Raw genomic sequence first — 18,173 nt, 5'->3', positions numbered from 1 at the left:
CGCGGCGCACCGGCTCGTCTACAATCGGCTTCGTTGAGGCAGTTGCAGAACGTGACACCATGCACGTCGTCCGTGTGGCTTTCCCGAGTTCAGCATGTGAACAATATGGAACCCAATAGGCGATTTGCGGGAACATCATCGTAACGCGACTGCCTTTATCGTATATCCAGCCCGTTTTCCGAGGTAAGTAACCGATGTCCTTCGCTGAACAACTGTCCCGTCTCCGTGAGTTTCTTGATGCGGACGACCTGCATGAGGAAGCGCTCGACTACATCGCAGCGCACGGTTATCTAACCGCTCTGGCCATTTGCCCGGAAGACGTACCCGAGCGTGAATGGATCGATGCCCTTTTCGCCGAGCCGCCGCATTACACCAGCGATGCACAGCGCGAAGAAATCGAATCCACGCTTGTCCAGCTCAAGGCGCATATCCTGCGCATACTGGGCAGCGATGAAGAGCTTGAGCTTCCATGCGACCTGGAGCTAGGCGACGATCCAGATGACTCCGACCTGCGCGGCTGGTGTATCGGATTCATGGAAGGCGTCTTCCTGCGTGAAGCCGTCTGGTTCGAGCAGGCCGAGGAAGAAGTCAGCGAGCTGCTGTTGCCCATCATGGTTGGTTCAGGCCTTTTCGAAGAACAGGCTGAATTCAGCGATATCGCTGAAGACCCTGAGCTGGTCGACAACATGGTCTCGCAGATTCCGGAAATCCTGACGCAGCTGTTCCTGCTGTGCCATGCACCTGAAGAAAAGCCAGCGTTGCTAAAGCCTCGTCACTGAGGCTCTCAACATCGAATGCCTGAACGAGATGTACGCGTCAGCCGGCGGCCCTGGGTCCGTTATAGCCTGCTGACGCTGGGCTGGGTCAGTGTTGCCTTGGGCGTGATTGGCATTTTTCTGCCTCTTCTACCAACCACCCCTTTTCTCCTCCTCGCAGCGGGCTGCTTTATGCGCAGCTCGGAGCGCTTCTATGGCTGGCTGGTCAACCATCCTCGGCTAGGCCCCTGGATCAAGGATTATCTGGAGGGTGAAGGGATTCCGCTCAAGGGAAAAATCTACGCCATTTTCACCATGTGGATCAGTATTGGAATCTCCAGCTGGCTAGTACCCTATTTCTGGGCACGCGTGTTCATGGTGGTCAGCTCGGCCTGCGTGACAATCTACATCCTTCGTCAGAAGACTCGTCCCGTCCCTTAGCGGGACTCATTTTGTTGCTCTCAAAGAAGTGTTTTTCCTACTTGACTTCTCTTACTTATCTCTATTGCATCCAGTCATAAAAGCACCACTACATATAGTGTTAACGTTTGAACGAAATTTCATTTGCCTGCTCTGACGAAAAGATGCGGAAAACGCGACTGACGGCGAACCTCAGAAGCCATGCGACCTGCATCGACATATCCCAAAATTACCCACTTTTTATCCACAGGCTGTGGCGTTTTATCAACTTGCAAAGCAGCCGCTAGCGCATTATCTTGTACCTCGCTTTAACGAACATCCCTATATATTGGGGTTCGCCGAGCAACCGGACACTAGACAATGTAAAACTTGTCAACCCATCAAGCGTTCAGCCTCCGGTTGGTCGAAGCTCTTTTTCAATGACGATTGACGCAGCTTCGGAGACCAGCCAACCCGCTATTCCTCCCCGAAGCCCATACAGCCCCTACCACTACATGATGTGGTTAGCCGCCGGCTGGTATTGAATCGTTTTTTGAGCCTTTAACGCTTTATGGCTCATGTTTGAGTGATTAACGGGCCTGGCCATAAGCCGTGTCTGGTGTGAGCGTTTTGCAAAGCCAACCCGGCGCCGTTTTGCAAAACGCTTAAAGATAGGAGCCGTAGAGGCTCCATCGTACTTATAACGTTAGGAGACGAACCCGCATGCAGACTGATCTGTCCCGCGAGAAAGCAACGACCGACGGCTTCCCGGCCGACGACAACAACCTGGACGTCAAGGCCACTGCTCCCGGCCAACTGCGTGTCATCAAGCGTAACGGCACAGTCGTTCCCTACACTGACGACAAGATCACCGTTGCCATCACCAAGGCATTCCTGGCTGTTGAAGGTGGTACTGCTGCGGCTTCCTCACGTATCCATAACACGGTAAAGCGTCTGACCGAGCAGGTCACAGCGACCTTCAAGCGTCGCATGCCTTCCGGTGGTACGATTCACATCGAAGAAATTCAGGATCAGGTCGAATTGGCCCTGATGCGTGCCGGCGAACAAAAAGTGGCCCGTGATTACGTGATCTATCGCGAAGCACGCGCCCAGGAGCGCAAGCGCGCCGTTGCTGAAGTGGCAGAGCCGCATCCAAGCATCCGCGTAACCAAGGCTGACGGTACTCTGCTTCCGCTGGACATGGGTCGTCTGAACACCATCATCTCCGAAGCATGTGAAGGCTTGGCCGAAGTCAACGGCGAGCTGATCCAGCGCGAAACACTGAAGAACCTGTACGACGGCGTAGCCGAAAAAGACGTTAATACCGCCTTGGTCATGACGGCGCGTACGCTGGTTGAGCGTGAGCCGAATTACTCCTTCGTTACAGCCCGCCTACTGCTCGACAGCCTGCGTGCTGAAGGCCTGTCCTTCCTAAGCGTTGCAGAAAGCGCCACTCACCATGAGATGGCCGACCTGTATGCCAAGGCCCTGCCCGCCTACGTTGCCAAAGGCGTAGAGCTGGAGCTGCTGGACCCTAAACTGGCAAGCTTCGACCTGGAAAAGCTGGGCAAGGCAATCAACCACGAGCGTGACGGCCAGTTCACCTACCTCGGCCTGCAGACGCTGTACGACCGTTACTTCCTGCACAGCAACGGTACCCGCTTCGAGCTGCCGCAGCTGTTTTTCATGCGCGTCGCCATGGGCTTGTCCCACATGGAAGCTGACAAGGAAGCGCGTGCAATCGAGTTTTACAACCTGTTGTCCAGCTTTGACTACATGGCGTCCACACCGACCCTGTTCAACGCCGGCACCCTGCGCCCACAGCTATCCAGCTGCTACCTGACTACCGTCCCGGATGATCTGTCGGGCATCTACGGCGCGATTCACGATAACGCCATGTTGTCCAAATTCGCCGGCGGCCTGGGTAATGACTGGACTCCGGTCCGTGCATTGGGCTCCTACATCAAGGGCACCAACGGCAAGTCCCAAGGCGTTGTTCCGTTCCTGAAAGTAGTGAACGACACCGCTGTAGCCGTCAACCAGGGTGGCAAGCGTAAGGGCGCCGTCTGTGCGTACCTGGAAACCTGGCACCTGGATATCGAAGAATTCCTCGAGCTGCGCAAGAACACCGGTGACGACCGCCGCCGTACTCACGACATGAACACCGCGAACTGGATTCCGGACCTGTTCATGAAGCGTGTATTCGATGACGGCAACTGGACTCTGTTCTCCCCTTCCGATGTACCGGATCTACACGACCTGTACGGCAAGGCATTCGAAGAGCGTTATGAGTATTACGAAGCCCTGATCGAATACGGCAAGATCAAGCTGTACAAGACCATCAAGGCCAAGGATCTGTGGCGCAAGATGTTGTCCATGCTGTTCGAAACCGGCCATCCCTGGTTGACCTTCAAGGACCCATGCAACCTGCGCAGCCCGCAGCAGCACGTGGGCGTGGTTCACAGCTCCAACCTGTGCACCGAGATCACCTTGAATACCAACAAGGACGAGATCGCTGTATGTAACCTGGGTTCGATCAACCTGGTGAACCACATCGTCGAAGGCAAGCTGGACATCGAGAAGATCGGCCGTACCGTAAAGACTGCCGTGCGCATGCTCGATAACGTTATCGACATCAACTACTACTCGGTTCCTCAAGCTCGCAACTCCAACATGAAGCATCGCCCGGTGGGCATGGGCATCATGGGCTTCCAGGATGCGCTGTACCTCCAGCACATCGCCTATGGTTCGGATGCCGCCGTCGAGTTCGCCGACAAGTCCATGGAAGCCATCAGCTACTTTGCGATCCAGGCGTCCTGTGACCTGGCCGACGAGCGTGGCAGCTACGAGACGTTCGAAGGCTCGCTGTGGTCCAAGGGCATTCTGCCGATCGACTCTGAAAAGATGCTGATCGAAGAGCGTGGCTCCAAGTACATTGAAGTCGACCTGTCCGAGACATTGGATTGGGCGCCGATTCGCGAGCGCGTCAAGAAAGGTATTCGTAACTCGAACATCATGGCCATCGCGCCGACTGCAACCATCGCCAACATTACCGGCGTATCGCAGTCCATCGAGCCGACTTACCAGAACCTGTACGTGAAATCGAACCTGTCGGGCGAGTTCACCGTGATCAACCCCTACCTGGTGCGTGACTTGAAAGCACGCGGCCTGTGGGATCCAGTCATGGTCAACGACCTCAAGTACTACGACGGCTCCGTCCAGCAGATCGAGCGCATCCCGCAAGACCTGAAGGACCTGTACGCTACCGCGTTTGAAGTCGAAACCCGTTGGATCGTGGAAGCAGCGAGCCGCCGTCAGAAGTGGATCGATCAGGCACAGTCCCTGAACCTCTACATCGCTGGCGCCTCGGGCAAGAAGCTGGACGTAACCTATCGCATGGCGTGGTTCCGTGGTCTGAAGACCACCTATTACCTCCGCGCCCTGGCTGCTACCAGCACCGAGAAGTCCACCATCAACACCGGCAAGCTGAATGCCGTTAGTGCGGATCCGATCACCGGCGTACAAGCCAGTGCCTCACCGGCGCCAGCACAAAAAGCCGAGGCAGCACCCGCTCCGGCTCCGGCACCAGTGCCCAAGGCCTGCAGCATCGACGACCCCGACTGCGAAGCCTGTCAGTAAGCCATAAGCCCTCTCTTCGGAGAGGATTCGGGGAGGGGTTTACCACCCTCCCCGAACGTAAATCCAAACACAACAAGTACTGAAAGTCGGCCTCACGAGACCGATTGGCCTGTCCCTGCCTTGAGCATGATTACAGGGGCTCACCTTGGCAGAGCAGGCATGATTGGGGCGTAACCACATAGTGCGGTCATCCGCTGCTTAAACGTGTGACGTCCGATCAAACACCGTGCCCCATGTGCACTCTAAAAGACATCTAGATTTTACCGACTGGCCGAGTGCCGGTCCTCAAGCAGGAGAACACACCATGCTGAGCTGGGACGAATTCGACAAAGACGAAGAAGCAACCGCCACCCCTGCCACTGCACAGCAGGACGGCGACATGCCGCTGGAAAAACTGGATAGCGTAGGCGGTGCTGCTGCCAACGAAGCACGCGCCGTAGATGCCGCCGACTCTGACGCCGTAGCCCGCGCCAAGGCCGCACTGAACGATCTCGACATTCAAGAAGGCCTGGATGATCTGGAAGGCTCCGCTGCCCGTGTACAGGTAGGCGACAAGCAAATGATCAATGCCCGCGCCGACTTGAACCAGCTCGTACCCTTCAAGTACGACTGGGCCTGGCAAAAGTATCTGGACGGCTGCGCCAACCACTGGATGCCGCAGGAAGTCAACATGACAGGGGACATCGCCCTGTGGAAGAGCGCTGACGGTCTTTCCGAGGACGAGCGCCGTATCGTGAAGCGTAACCTGGGCTTCTTCTCCACCGCCGACTCGCTGGTTGCCAACAACCTGGTACTGGCCGTATACCGCTTGATCACTAACCCCGAGTGCCGCCAGTACATCCTGCGCCAAGCGTTCGAAGAGGCGATCCACACCCACGCGTACCAGTACTGCATTGAATCCCTGGGCATGGACGAAGGCGAAATCTTCAACATGTACCACGAGATTCCGTCAGTCGCGAAAAAAGCGTCCTGGGGACTCAAGTACACCCGCTCCATCTCCGATCCGGAATTCAAGACCGGCACACCCGAGACGGATCGCCAGTTCTTGAAAAACCTGATCGCGTACTACTGCGTACTGGAAGGTATCTTCTTCTACTGCGGTTTCACCCAGATCCTTTCCATGGGCCGTCGCAACAAGATGACCGGTACTGCCGAGCAGTTCCAATACATCCTGCGTGACGAGTCCATGCACCTGAACTTTGGCATCGACATGATCAATCAGATCAAGATCGAGAACCCGCACCTGTGGGATGCCCAAATGAAGGACGAAGCCACTCAGATGATCCTCCAAGGCACTCAGCTCGAAATCGAATACGCGCGCGACACCATGCCCCGCGGCGTACTGGGCATGAACGCGGCCATGATGGAAGACTACCTGAAGTTCATCGCCAACCGCCGCCTGACCCAGATTGGCCTGAAGGAAGAGTACCCCGGTACGACCAACCCCTTCCCGTGGATGAGCGAAATCATGGACTTGAAGAAAGAGAAGAACTTCTTCGAGACGCGTGTGATTGAGTATCAGACTGGCGGGGCGTTGAGCTGGGATTGATAGCCTCTTGCCCCAGCAAAAATTGGTCTTACGCCGGTATAGGTGTTAGAAGCAAGCTAATAAAAGCCCCGCCTATTGCGGGGCTTTTTATAAAAACTAATCATTAAGCCTTCTTCTGTTGCTTTTAGTTTCCCTATACGGGACTAGCTTATTAGATCCGAGCGGCATGTCCCTCGGCAATCATCCTGCGTCGCATCTAAAACTTACTTAATCAATTGCGTGAGGATGGTCCTGCTTAACGAGGATGGATATCGCTCCGCTCAACCCATCCTACGGTATTTGGCACACCTTCTCAGGAACCGTCCCGCTTGTGGTCAGTTCTTAGCAAGCAGCTACAACCGCTATGCTTTACGCGGACCTAATCCATGCTGACTGCGAGACTAGTCATGACAATTATTCCAAAGACTGCCGCCCTCTCCCTTCTAGCCTTGTTTATAGCAGGCTGCTCTACGCTACAGGCCGATACTCAAACGTCTAAACCCGAGCTAATCGGGCGCGCTCAGGATCTTTATGATTTACCGCCGGCTTACCAGCCCGGAACGTATCGGCATATGGATCAGCTCTTCTTCACGCGTAAGGTACACCGCGGTCCGGCAGTTTATCCGCTGCCACGCCAGCACGAGGTCAATGTGCGCTACCAAACGGATGATGGCACGCTGGGTGTTGATGAGTTCATGCAACGCAATCACGTGGGTGGGTTGTTGATCATCAAGAACGGCAAAATCGTTCTTGAGCGGTATGGCCTGGGAAATACAGAAGAGACGCGCTGGACGTCATTCAGCGTAGTGAAATCCATCTCCTCTTCCCTTGTTGGAGCGGCGGTACAACAAGGGCGAATCAAGAGTGTGAAGGAGCCTATTGCACGTTATCTGCCACAACTATCGGGCGGCGCCTATGACAACGTGACGATAGAGCAGGTATTGCAGATGAGTTCAGGGGCTGCCTGGAACGAAACCTATCGTGATCCCACGTCGGATCGGCGTCGAATGTTTGAGCTTCAGCTCGCTAATAAGCCCGGCGAATTGTTAAAGCAATTGTCAGGACTCAAGCGTGCTTCGGCGCCCGGTACAACCTTCAAGTACAGCACCGGTGAGTCGCACCTTCAGAGTGAATTGGTGCACGCCGCGACAGGCATGACCACAAGCGACTATCTCTCCGAGCGTATCTGGGCGCGTATGGGTATGGAGCGCGACGCCTTTTGGCAGCTCGACGCAAGAGCAGGCCAGGAAATCGGCAGCAGCGGCTTCTCGGCTACCTTGAGGGATTATGGTCGTTTTGGGCAGTTCATTCTCAATGATGGTGTGATCAACGGTGAGCGTATCCTGCCGGCGGGCTGGATTGATCAGGCGACTCGTGTAGACCCAGCATCCTATCTGGCTCCCGGAAAGCTATACGAGGGCGAGTATCCCTTGGGTTATGGTTATCAATGGTGGACATTCCCTATAGGCACCCACGCCCTGCCCGGCCATGAGGGCGGAGCGTTCGAGGCACAAGGGATCTTTGGGCAGTTCTTGTATATCAACCGTAAGGAAGGTGTCGTTGCCGTGGTGTGGAGCGCTTGGCCTAAACCCGAAATGGATAAGCAGGAAATGGAGACCTATGCATTCTTGGGCGCTGCAATTAAAGCGCTGCGCTGACATTTGAATACAGTTTTGAGGGCGTTTGCTTAAGGCTTTCTTTGAGCAAATGCCCTAGGTCCTACATCTCTGGGTTTTAATCAATTCGCTCGATCTTGACTGGCCCTGTGCCGTCTTCTACAAGATCGACCCGCTTAGCCGCCGCGCGAGACAAGTCGATAATGCGGCCACGGATAAAGGGGCCCCGGTCGGTAATCCGTACTACCACCTGTTTGTTGTTTTCCAGGTTGGTAACACGCACCTTGGAACCCAGAGGAAGCGTTTTATGGGCAGCAACCAGCGTATTGTTATTGAATGTCTCACCGCTGGCCGTCTCTCTCCCATGAAACTTCTGGGAGTAGTATGAAGCTTTGCCCTTCTGCTCGAATGGCTTGGGCGCTTGCTTCGCCTCCTTGATTGGAACGGCTTCCGCTTTTTTATCCTGGCAGGCCACGCAACCCACCAGCAGACAGAAGAACAGCAGCAAACGTTTTGAATCGATAAGCATGCTTGAACCCTTCTTTATTATTGGTCTGCCTGTAAATGCTGCGCCTGGTTATCCAATCGCGGCGTGCATCTATTCAGGCAATCCTTAGTTTTTGGAAAGCAAAAGCACTGGCTGAATCAGGTCTTACTGAACACAAAGGTTTGAGTGCAGCGATAGTTGAGCCGTTCTTGAAGATGGCACCCTAACATCACATTTGTGATGGGCTGCTCAGTTGCTTGCTCTCTTTCTCAGCCCTCCATCAGTCGCATGAAACGACCAAAGACCGCACAATCTTGTCCTAACGTCATAACTCACTGATTTTCGGGAAGTCCCTGCAATGCCTAAAGGTGACTATAGACAGCGTAAAGCGCTCCGCCTTGAACGTCTCAAGCGGTTTATTGAGTGGGCAACCGGGCGGTATCCCGATTTCATCCCCAAGAAGCATCATCAGGAAGAATGGTACAAGCCTTATATCGGGTATGCCATTCCCAACCTGGGTCGTGCCGCTAAGGGTTTCTGGTTAGGGCTAGATGCCGGCACCATCGAGGCGACTATGGATGAGCCTGATCCAGAGCGGTTGCTAGGGCGTATCTTGTTACGCGACAGCAGCGACTATAGGTGCCTTATTGATATTTTTGGCGCTGAAAAGATCGTCTCGTTGGGTTCAGTACAGCTCTTGATCGAGCCAGAGTGGACGTTACGCCTGGAAGACAGTGATTCTCATGAGGCATTCGAGGATCAGACTCGGCAAGCTATGGAGCATTATGTGCAGGAGCGGCTACGCATCCTGGAGCGCCCGTTCAGGGAAATGAGCGAAGACGATCGACTAGAAGTGCTTGAGCGGCTACGGCCGGAGCTTTCACGTATTGATGACTTTCTGGAACATGCGGTCGAGATCATTAATGAGGTTCGCCATGAGCTGCGCTTTGTAGTTGAGTTGCGCCACGGCGATCTGGCATTGGATATACAGCGCCGGATACCGGCAAACCAAGGCCATATTCTCAGCGAGGAAGAGGTCCTGACCCTGAAGGATGAAGACCGGCAGGAAGTTCTGGCCAAGTTCAATATGGTCCTTGAAGAAGCTGGCGACTTCGACCTGCTGCAACTGGGTCAACATCGACTGACAGAGCTGTTCATGCAGGATACTGGGCGGCTGCGCAAGACGATTCGCAACACGTTGCGCAACTACAAGGAGAAAATGGCCTTCGCTACGCTCCTGCAGAACGATCCTCGCTTTTTGCATTATCACAAGCTGTATCCGGCTCGCCAATTAACGCGTAAGTGGATTGCCCTGCTCGGCCCTACCAACAGTGGCAAAACGCACCAGTCCATAGAAGCGATGACTTCGGTTACCCACGGTATCTACCTTTCACCGCTGCGCCTGATGGCCCTGGAAAATCAGGAGCGCATCGAGTCCATGGGCATTCCTTGCTCGCTTGTAACCGGTGAAGAAGAAATTATCCGGGAAGGTGCGACGCATTTTTGCTGCACGGTTGAGGAATTTGCACGCTTTCGCCAGAAGCGCTGGGATGTGGTCGTGGTGGATGAAGTGCAGATGATGGCCGATTCGCAGCGAGGCTGGGCCTGGGTAGACGCGCTCGTCAGCGCCTATACGCCTGAGTTGATCATGACTGGACCGCCGCTGATCGAGCCGTCACTGAAAACGCTATGCGACTTGTGCGAAGACCGCCTGATCATCAAGCGCACCAAGCGGCTCTCCCCTGTTGAGGTTTCGAGACACTTCACCAGCCTGAAGAACCTGGAGCCCGGATCGATGCTGGTGGCTTTCAGCCGTCGTACGGTGCTGGATCTCAAAGCAATGCTGGAAATGACGGGCAAAACGGTTTCGGTGGTTTACGGTGCCTTGTCTCCAGAGGTAAGGCGCGAACAGGCACGCCGGTTTCGCGAAGGTGAAGCAGACATCATGGTAGCAACCGATGCGGTGGGCATGGGCCTTAACCTACCGGCCCATACCCTGTGCTTTTACACAGATGAAAAGTTTGACGGCATTCAGGTGCGGCAGCTCAACGTGCAAGAGGTCAAGCAGATTGGCGGGCGCGCCGGACGCTTTGGCCATCATGACGAAGGCGTCATCACTGCCTTGGAGCCACACGTACTCAAATCCATCAAACGATTGTTCAACAGTCCCGACAAGCCAGTAGACTTGTCTCAGTTTCAGGTGCGGCCTTCTATCGATCACCTGAAAGCCATTTCCGAGCTGATGAATGAACCCAGCCTGCTCAGAGCGTGGCTGACGTTCAACCGAAACATCAATTATGGCGATGCGTTTGTATCTGTATTGCCCGATGAGCTGGCCGATTGGATCAAGGCGATCGATGATCCACGTATTCCCCTCTGGCTACGCTGGATTTTCGCCTGTACCCCTATCCGGGGAGGCCTGGAAAGCCCTGCCAGCAGCTTTGCACAACACTGGCTGAAAAAGGTTGCCCAGGAAAAGGTCATTGAGCTGCCACGCCTGATTCTCGAATCAGATCTTGCAACGCTGGAAAGCTCGCTGCATATCGTGGAGACCTACCTGCACCTTGCACGTACATTGCCGGAATATTTCCCGGACATCGAGCGTGGTGAAGAGCACCGCACCTTGCTGAACGAAGCCATTACACGTGAGCTTTCCAGGCGCAAACGCCCTCGTCGTTCAAGCCTGGGACGAGGGAATCAAAGTGGACGTGAAAAGCAGGGAGAAGCAGAAAAAAAACGCGCGCCTCGCTCGGCGCGTAGCCGTTAGCAGTGATGTGCCGAGAGCCAGCAGGCACCTCGGCACATCACTTGTTTATAGCGGATTGGCGTTGAGCTGCTTGGAAAACTTGAGTGTCATGATGTAGCAGAACGCCAAACCGGCAAATGCCAGCAGACCGCCTACAACACCGATTTGGGTGAGCCCGAGTTGTGTCCCTACGACACTTCCCATCAAGGCCCCTCCGCCGATCCCAATATTGTAGATACCTGAGAACAGAGCCATCGCCACATCGGTGGCATCCTTGGCCAACGCCAGCACTTTGGCCTGCAAGGCAAGACCAAAACACATGATGGCAACGCCCCAGACAACACTCAATCCGCCCAGGAGATAGGCATGCTGGGCGAACGGCAGCAGTACCAGCAGGGAAATGGTGATACCCGCGATAGCCGAGATCAGAAAGCCGTTAGGATACATGATGCTGTACCGGCTGAACAGGACGGAGCCTATGACACCAGCGCCACCAAACAGGAGCAGCAGAACCGTTGTCATGTTTCCACTCAGATGGGCGATCTCCTGAGCGAAGGGCTCAATGTAGCTATAACCTGTGAAATGGGCCGTTACCACGAGCACTGTCAGGATATAGATACAGACCAGGGCAGGCCGCTTGAAGAGCACGGGCAAGCTGCTCAGGGAACCGGAGTTATGGCTTGGCAGCAACGGCAATGCCCTGGCCAGCCAGATCACTATACCGGTAGCAAAGACCGCAATCGCCACGAAAGTTGCCCGCCATCCCAACGTTTCTCCCAACACCCGCCCTAGCGGAATACCCAGGACCATGGCAAGACACGTACCGGTCGCCAATAGGCTCAAGGCCTGCGTCTGCTTGCCTTCAGGGGCGATACGTACAGCCAATGATGCCGTGATAGACCAGAAGATCGCATGTGCAATGGCGATGCCGATACGGCTCACAATCAATACGGTAAAGCTCCAGGCGAAGCCCGACAGGATATGACTGGCGACGAATACCGCAAAGACCAGAATCAGCAGCCGCCGCCGCTCGATATTACGCGTGAACAGCATCATGGGGAGCGAAATGAGCGCCACGACCCAGGCATAGATGGTCAGCATGATGCCCACCTGAGCTGGCGACATCTCGAAGGTTTTGCCGATGTCACTGAGCAGCGCCACCGGTACGAATTCAGTGGTATTGAAGATAAAGGCTGCCAGCGCCAGCGCAATTACGCCAAGCCAGGCACCGCCGCGTGAATCAACAGAGGTATTCATCAGCACTATCTAGTCTTCTGGTTTACAGGATGAGTCTTGGTCCGGCAGTTTAGGAACTGCCTGCCTGAAGCTTAGCCATCCAATGCCACTAGACCCGAAACGACAACACACCAACCCGCAGCATCACTGGCCGCGTATGGCGTATATGTTATTCAGGAAGAACTACAGAGCTTAGATGGGAAACTAAGTAACACAAATGATACGCTTAGTAACATCGACCCACAATATCATCAGGCGTTCCAAAAGACCTGATTCATCGGCTCAATGTAGTTCTCACGATAGCTTATTAGCGGACACGCTCTAATGCAGGGCTGTCTTGCTACAAGAAGCAGTGGCCTTCACACAGGGTTTCGATAGAGTCCGCCATATACTGCGTTTCGCCAGTGAACTGGCCTAGCTTTATTTGTGGTCTCTTCGAATCCATAAAGTCGACCGTAACGGTATAGTTGGATGTCTTATACCGATTTAAATCGGTCCTTATGCCTGGACAGTTGGAATAAAAGCCTGCTTCGTAACGGCTCTTTTTATCGCAACGCTCATCATCTTCATGCCTGTGATAGCCCTTGCTTCCGCTTGAATGGGATTTGCCGGATTTACATTCTAGTAGAGTGACCTCATGGGAGCAGATGCCTGAAGTGGTACAGCCTACCTGGTCTTCCTGTTCGAAAAGATGGGTGTTATGGCGCGTCTAACTCACCTTCAAATTGTAAGGTAACGTGCTCTCTTCTCCAGACACGGTGAATGACTGACCGAGATAGGCATAACGGTACACCTTCGCGCTGAGCGAAAAGTCCCAGCCGTCAATCTTATGGAGGTGTACCACCAGGGCGTTGGCCCGAACAGGATGGTAGCAGGGCCTGTCCTTAGCCGATTTTTATGCGCATTATCAAAGTCTGTCGGAAAACCTCTTCATAGACCTGCGTCTTACCTTTTGCTTCAAAGGTATGGGTGCAACCTATCAAGCAGAACAAAGTGACCATTAAACAGGGCGCAACGTTTCTTGTTTTCATTGACTCACCGGACTGCATGCGCGGCGATACTCAGCCAGCAGGATGTTCTGCTGGCTGGTAGGTCATTCAATAGATTCAGGGAAATTGCGTTGACTGCTTGATGGCCAGCCACGCTACAGCCAGACCAGGAATCCGATCCGGCGGATAGGTTAAGCGTTACTTCTTGTCGTCTATCTCGGAGCTGTTCATGTCCATGACAGTCCTGGCTGGCGTCTCAGGTTCATTCATGACCGGAGTCGGCGCTACGGGCTCGCTCTTTTTCTTACCCCGAAACCGGTTGAATACCCAACCAATCAGAAGCATGGGTAGCATCCATAGCTTCTTGAACAGTAATAGCGCTCCAGCCAGAATTCCCAACTTGGCCGCCGCCTTGCCTGCAATCAGTGCGCCTATGCCATAAGCTGCCACCTTGTCGATGTCAGGATTGAAATCGGCGTAACGGTTACCGTCATTGAAATTGGTCATTGCCAGGACAGCAGGCGCGCTTTTCTGGATTTGAGGTAGCTGATCCATCCCAGCAATGAAACTCAGCACCAATACGCCTTTACGGCCCAGTACACGGATATCGTAGTTGAGGCCATGCTCGGAATCATTGCCCAGCTTGAGCTCTTGAGCCCAATAGAGCTTTTTGCCTTCCTTGTCGTAACGCGGCGCAGCAGCCCAGCCTACCAGCTCAAGCGGCTCATAACCTTGTTCTTGACGCGCCTTGTTGCCATCGCGAACATCCTGCTGCATGTCCTTCAGCAGGTCGGCATAGTCGATGTCAGCCGCATCCTCATCAGATACGTAGCCGCTTTTTTCGTAATAGACTGTCATGCCCCATGACTCGCGCTCGAAGGGCGAAATGCCGGCAGGCATCACCATCCCCATGGGCGGGTTCTGGCTGGGAGGATTGCCCCAGGCTTCCAGTACACGTTCGGCGTCCTTGCTGTTCAGAAAGACAAATTCTTTAGGCAGATCAAGCGTTGCAAGATTGTCATTGAGAACGATCTTGCCCGTCTTGAAGTTCAATGACTTGAGGAACCGGTCCACTGTCATCTCTTGAGCGTTCGACGCGGCAGACGTGGCGCTAACGGGTTCGGGCTGTGGGTTGGCGGAATAAGCGGCGGGAATAACGGCCACAGCCAAGAGGCTGGCCAGGATCAGTTCCTTGATCGGCATAAAAGCTCCATGAAGATATGTTGTGCTATCCAGACGCAATCATATCATCAGCCCTACAAAGACGCTGCGGCGCAACGAAATTTTTTGATACATGTGGTTAAACACAACCTTGCCGATAGCTGCAGGTTGACACAACCGCTTCAAGGCTCAGACGATTGGAAGAGCAGAGGTTGGGCCAGCACGATTAAAAGCCGGACTGGACGATGCGTCATGAGTTGATGAACTGGAGCCATACCGCGCAGCCAGATTGGTCCTGAAATGTACCTAGCTGAGAGGTGGCCGTCCCGCCTGGGGACAGGCACACCCTCGTGGTGTTGTGCTAGCGACACTCATGTTCAGCGCGAACAAAGCGACTGACAAAACGGTACAGTGCGGTTAAGCGGCGTAAGCCTCTGACTTGGCCAGGATTCGACTGATTTCATAACGATTCTCAGTAGTCAGATGATCGGTCAAACGATGCAACTGCCTGACAATCAGTTGCTGACTGTCATGATCACGTGCTGCCCGCAGCTCTTTCATCAGCGAGCGGATGATTTGTGCAGTGAGTTCAAGATCGCTCATGGGCTTTCCCTCATGAAGGCTATAAATGGGATGGTTCGTAAGCCGGCTTACTTACTCTGTCCATTACATCCCTCAAACAGTTCTCGTTTAGCCGATGAGCGAACCCTCTGCCGATAACTGGCAGGTTACGATCCACTGTATTCTTTTGATTGATTTACTGGATGCTCCTCCTCTTTGCGGCTGCCTGAGTAGTACGCATCCTTCAAGATCTATTCGTTTGTGTAAGACGCTCAAGCAGCCAGGCTGCAGCAGGACCAAGCGGCTGTTTACGCGACCACACCACATCCACCGATACCTGCTTGGGCCAGCCATTCATGACCAACTCATGCACCCGCCCCTGTGCATGGGACTCGACCAACCCCTTGGGTAACGCGGCCCACCCAAAGCCCAACGCCGCCATTTCCAGCAACAGCAGGTAGTCTGGAGTCGACCAGCATCGCGTACTGTGTACAGGCAGGGTCGAATCGTCCAGATCACTGCTGACAACGCTGCTCAGACGCAGCATGCGGTAGTGAGCAAGGTCCTGAGGTTCAACTACCGCTTTCTGGGAAAGGGCATGACCTTGGCTGACAAAAAGACCAAAGGAGGAATAGTAAGGCAGCCGGGAATGCGCAATATCCGGCCCGTATTCCGGTTGAGCGGCCAATAGCCCCAGGTTGGCGCGGCCTTGATTGATCAGATCCAGCACATCGGCCTGTTCGGCAAAAAAGCACTCGAACTCCAGATCAGGATAGCGCTGGTCCAATTCGTGAAGACGCGCTTCATATTGGCTCTGCTGGTAGGTATCTGACAGTACCAGTGTCAGCTTGGCTTCCTGCCCGCGGCCCAAGGTAGCCGCGTGACGTTTCAATCGGTCTATCGCCGATAGCGTCTCCAGCGCATATCCCAACAAGCTACGCCCAGGCTCGGTCAATGTCAGCTGGCGAGCGCCACGAACAAAGAGCTCAACATCCAGTTCTATTTCAATGCGGGCAATGGTTTCACTAATGGTCGACTGGCTTTTACCGAGCCCCCTCGCCGCTGCGCTGAACGAGCCACTGGATGCAGCATGAACAAACGATTCGAGCGCTTCTATTGAAAGGTTCATATCGGTATAAGCGATACCAGCTAATTTTTGGTTATTGGTTAAACCGATGATAATAGACCATTGCAGTCATCCCTAAGCGAGTTTTCCAATGTCTTCTACTTCATCAACTGATCGCAGTTTCTGGGAGCGGGCAGGTCATGCGCTGGCCTTCGAGCTGATTGCCCTGGGCCTCTGTGCGCCTGTGATCGCCTGGGCTATGGGCAAACCCATGGCACAGATTGGCGTGTTGACGCTCATGTTTTCGACCATAGCCATGTTGTGGAACATGATCTTCAACTTCTTGTTTGACCGTGCGCAAAACCGGTTGGGATTCAAACGCAGCTTTGCCGTCCGCCTGCTTCACGGCTGTCTTTTTGAGGCTGGCCTAGTGGTCTTGCTGGTTCCGTTGGCAGCGTGGTGGCTTTCGATCAGCCTGCTCCAGGCGCTAGTGCTCGATATCGGACTGATCCTGTTTTTCCTGCCTTATTCGGTATGCTTCAACTGGATTTACGATACGCTTCGGGCCCGTTATATACGTCGTCAGGGCATTGGCGCAGCGTATGAAAAGTGATGAACCGACTAATAGAAAGGCGCCACGCCTCATGGTGAATGAGTCAGGCTGCCTTTCGCTCTTGGCAGGGCTTAAAGTGAGCCTGCTGACGACTCTACGTTGAAAAGCCCCCAATAGAGACAAAACGTCGCCCTACCCTCTTTTTTCCTTTTAATCGCCGATTTTCGACTACGCTTTTCATTCCACTCAGCGAAAGGCGGGATGGCTATGGCTGCTCGGGTCGAGAGACAAGGACGCTGCTTGTGCAGCGCGGTGCACGTAACTGTCGGTCTGGAAAAAACATCTGTCAGCGCTTGTCATTGCTCGATATGTCGGCGATGGGGCGGCGGTCCACTGATGGTTGTCGAAAGCACGCTCCCTCCCCAATTGACAGGAGAGGAGCATGTTCACGTCTACGAGTCATCAGAGTGGGCTGAGCGAGGCTTTTGTCGCCGATGTGGTACTCACCTGTTTTACCGGTTAAAACACGGCGACTTTCATGCCGTCCCGGTTGGGTTGTTTGATGACCCGGATGACTGGACATTTGCGCTGCAGGTTTTCATAGAAGAAAAACCAGCTTTCTACTGCTTTGCCAACGATACCCGCACCCTGACTGGAGAAGAACTGATTGTGCAGTTCGGCTCCGAGTAAGGCATAGGCCATGCTCGTGCTTGAAAATTTTAATCGTACCCATGGATTACGTTGTTTGGTGACGGCCGGACAGGTCGGGTTATTTTCGTCCTATTGATTTGCCAGCAAGGGAGGAATGATATGAAGACGGTAGCGGATATCCTTAGAGCCAAGCAAAGCCAGGGTGTGTTTACGATCACCCCAAACGTTACGGTGCTTGATGCGCTTAAAGTCATGGCCGAGAAAAATGTGGGTGCCCTGCCCGTTACCGAAGACGGTAAGCTGGTCGGTATCATCAGCGAGCGCGACTATGCGCGCAAAGGCGTATTACAGGGCCGCTCCTCCATAGGAACCGCTGTTCGGGAAATCATGACCCGTGCTGTGATCACAGTGACGCCTCGGGAGAGCATTCGTGAGTGCATGTCGCTCATGACGGATCGCCATCTGCGCCACTTACCGGTGATCGACAATGATCAGCTGATCGGTCTGCTCTCCATTGGCGATATCGTGAAGGAAACGATTGCCGAGCAGGACGGGCTGATTCTGCAACTGGAGCAATACATCCGTGGTGAATATCCCACATCACTGGCCGGATGATCAGAGGGAGCAGCTAGGCCATGCGTTTGAGCATGGCCTGCGTTGACTAAAAGTCTGGTTGGGCTTTTTTGTAATCACGACTTCCTTGCCCGTCAGGCTGAACTGTTGCGGCGCCTTATGGACGAATCCATTGCCATCATTGATTAAACAGTGACTGGCACTTCTCAAGGA

The 18,173-nt window shown here is 54.1% G+C and carries 14 protein-coding genes; 9 read left to right on the top strand and 5 right to left on the bottom strand.

The genetic code is table 11. The features are described from left to right. The first annotated feature begins 194 nt into the window (after positions 1–194). The 5 genes from JQR86_RS08420 (at position 195) to JQR86_RS08400 (ending at position 7,979) form a co-directional block, all read left to right on the top strand. Positions 195–779, top strand: a complete 585-nt coding sequence (locus JQR86_RS08420; RefSeq protein ID WP_010794668.1) for a YecA family protein — start codon at positions 195–197, stop codon at positions 777–779. A 15-nt stretch (positions 780–794) separates the two neighbouring features. Beyond that, positions 795–1,196, top strand: coding sequence for a YbaN family protein (locus JQR86_RS08415; RefSeq protein ID WP_074824317.1), 402 nt, complete (start codon positions 795–797; stop codon positions 1,194–1,196). Between the two features lie 681 nt (positions 1,197–1,877). Then, positions 1,878–4,793: a ribonucleoside-diphosphate reductase subunit alpha gene (locus JQR86_RS08410; RefSeq protein ID WP_407361898.1), complete on the top strand. Its 2,916-nt coding sequence runs from the start codon at positions 1,878–1,880 to the stop codon at positions 4,791–4,793. A gap of 304 nt (positions 4,794–5,097) precedes the next feature. Further along, entirely contained in the window at positions 5,098–6,342 is a 1,245-nt protein-coding gene (locus tag JQR86_RS08405) for a ribonucleotide-diphosphate reductase subunit beta (protein ID WP_019367027.1), read from the top strand. A 386-nt stretch (positions 6,343–6,728) separates the two neighbouring features. Next, positions 6,729–7,979: a serine hydrolase domain-containing protein gene (locus JQR86_RS08400; RefSeq protein ID WP_407361899.1), complete on the top strand. Its 1,251-nt coding sequence runs from the start codon at positions 6,729–6,731 to the stop codon at positions 7,977–7,979. Positions 7,980–8,055: 76 nt separating this feature from the next. Here JQR86_RS08400 and JQR86_RS08395 read toward each other — a convergent pair whose 3' ends face one another. Continuing rightward, positions 8,056–8,466 carry a septal ring lytic transglycosylase RlpA family protein gene (locus JQR86_RS08395; protein ID WP_122042347.1) on the bottom strand — a complete coding sequence of 137 codons (411 nt, stop codon included), beginning with the start codon at positions 8,464–8,466 and terminating at the stop codon, positions 8,056–8,058. Between the two features lie 316 nt (positions 8,467–8,782). On the opposite strand from JQR86_RS08395, the gene JQR86_RS08390 reads away from it, so the two are divergent. Further along, positions 8,783–11,191 (top strand): helicase-related protein, encoded by a 2,409-nt coding sequence (locus JQR86_RS08390; protein WP_407361900.1) that lies wholly within the window; start codon positions 8,783–8,785, stop codon positions 11,189–11,191. A 45-nt stretch (positions 11,192–11,236) separates the two neighbouring features. Here the strand turns inward: JQR86_RS08390 and JQR86_RS08385 are convergent, their stop codons facing one another. From JQR86_RS08385 to JQR86_RS08370, 4 genes are all read right to left on the bottom strand, one after another. After that, positions 11,237–12,427 carry a sugar transporter gene (locus JQR86_RS08385; protein ID WP_122042345.1) on the bottom strand — a complete coding sequence of 397 codons (1,191 nt, stop codon included), beginning with the start codon at positions 12,425–12,427 and terminating at the stop codon, positions 11,237–11,239. Positions 12,428–13,593: 1,166 nt separating this feature from the next. Then, positions 13,594–14,598 (bottom strand): DUF2167 domain-containing protein, encoded by a 1,005-nt coding sequence (locus JQR86_RS08380; RefSeq protein ID WP_286788777.1) that lies wholly within the window; start codon positions 14,596–14,598, stop codon positions 13,594–13,596. A gap of 375 nt (positions 14,599–14,973) precedes the next feature. Continuing rightward, positions 14,974–15,159, bottom strand: coding sequence for a hypothetical protein (locus JQR86_RS08375; RefSeq protein WP_019367020.1), 186 nt, complete (start codon positions 15,157–15,159; stop codon positions 14,974–14,976). Positions 15,160–15,361: 202 nt separating this feature from the next. Beyond that, a complete protein-coding gene (locus tag JQR86_RS08370; protein WP_289929469.1) occupies positions 15,362–16,246 on the bottom strand; it encodes a LysR family transcriptional regulator in 885 nt (294 codons plus the stop codon). An 88-nt stretch (positions 16,247–16,334) separates the two neighbouring features. On the opposite strand from JQR86_RS08370, the gene JQR86_RS08365 reads away from it, so the two are divergent. From JQR86_RS08365 to JQR86_RS08355, 3 genes are all read left to right on the top strand, one after another. Further along, positions 16,335–16,796: a multidrug/biocide efflux PACE transporter gene (locus JQR86_RS08365; protein WP_286788778.1), complete on the top strand. Its 462-nt coding sequence runs from the start codon at positions 16,335–16,337 to the stop codon at positions 16,794–16,796. 201 nt (positions 16,797–16,997) lie between these two features. Continuing rightward, positions 16,998–17,426: a GFA family protein gene (locus JQR86_RS08360; RefSeq protein WP_197872873.1), complete on the top strand. Its 429-nt coding sequence runs from the start codon at positions 16,998–17,000 to the stop codon at positions 17,424–17,426. Between the two features lie 120 nt (positions 17,427–17,546). After that, the gene (locus JQR86_RS08355) at positions 17,547–18,002 is read left to right on the top strand and encodes a CBS domain-containing protein (protein ID WP_010794683.1); all 456 of its coding nucleotides are present in this window, start codon (positions 17,547–17,549) and stop codon (positions 18,000–18,002) included. The last annotated feature ends 171 nt before the right edge of the window (positions 18,003–18,173 follow it).

The organism is Pseudomonas sp. JZ134 (assembly GCF_051027695.1).
Classification (GTDB): domain Bacteria; phylum Pseudomonadota; class Gammaproteobacteria; order Pseudomonadales; family Pseudomonadaceae; genus Chryseomonas; species Chryseomonas luteola.
The sequence above is the reverse complement of the archived record's forward strand: the minus strand, read 5'-3'. Positions and strand labels throughout refer to the sequence as shown.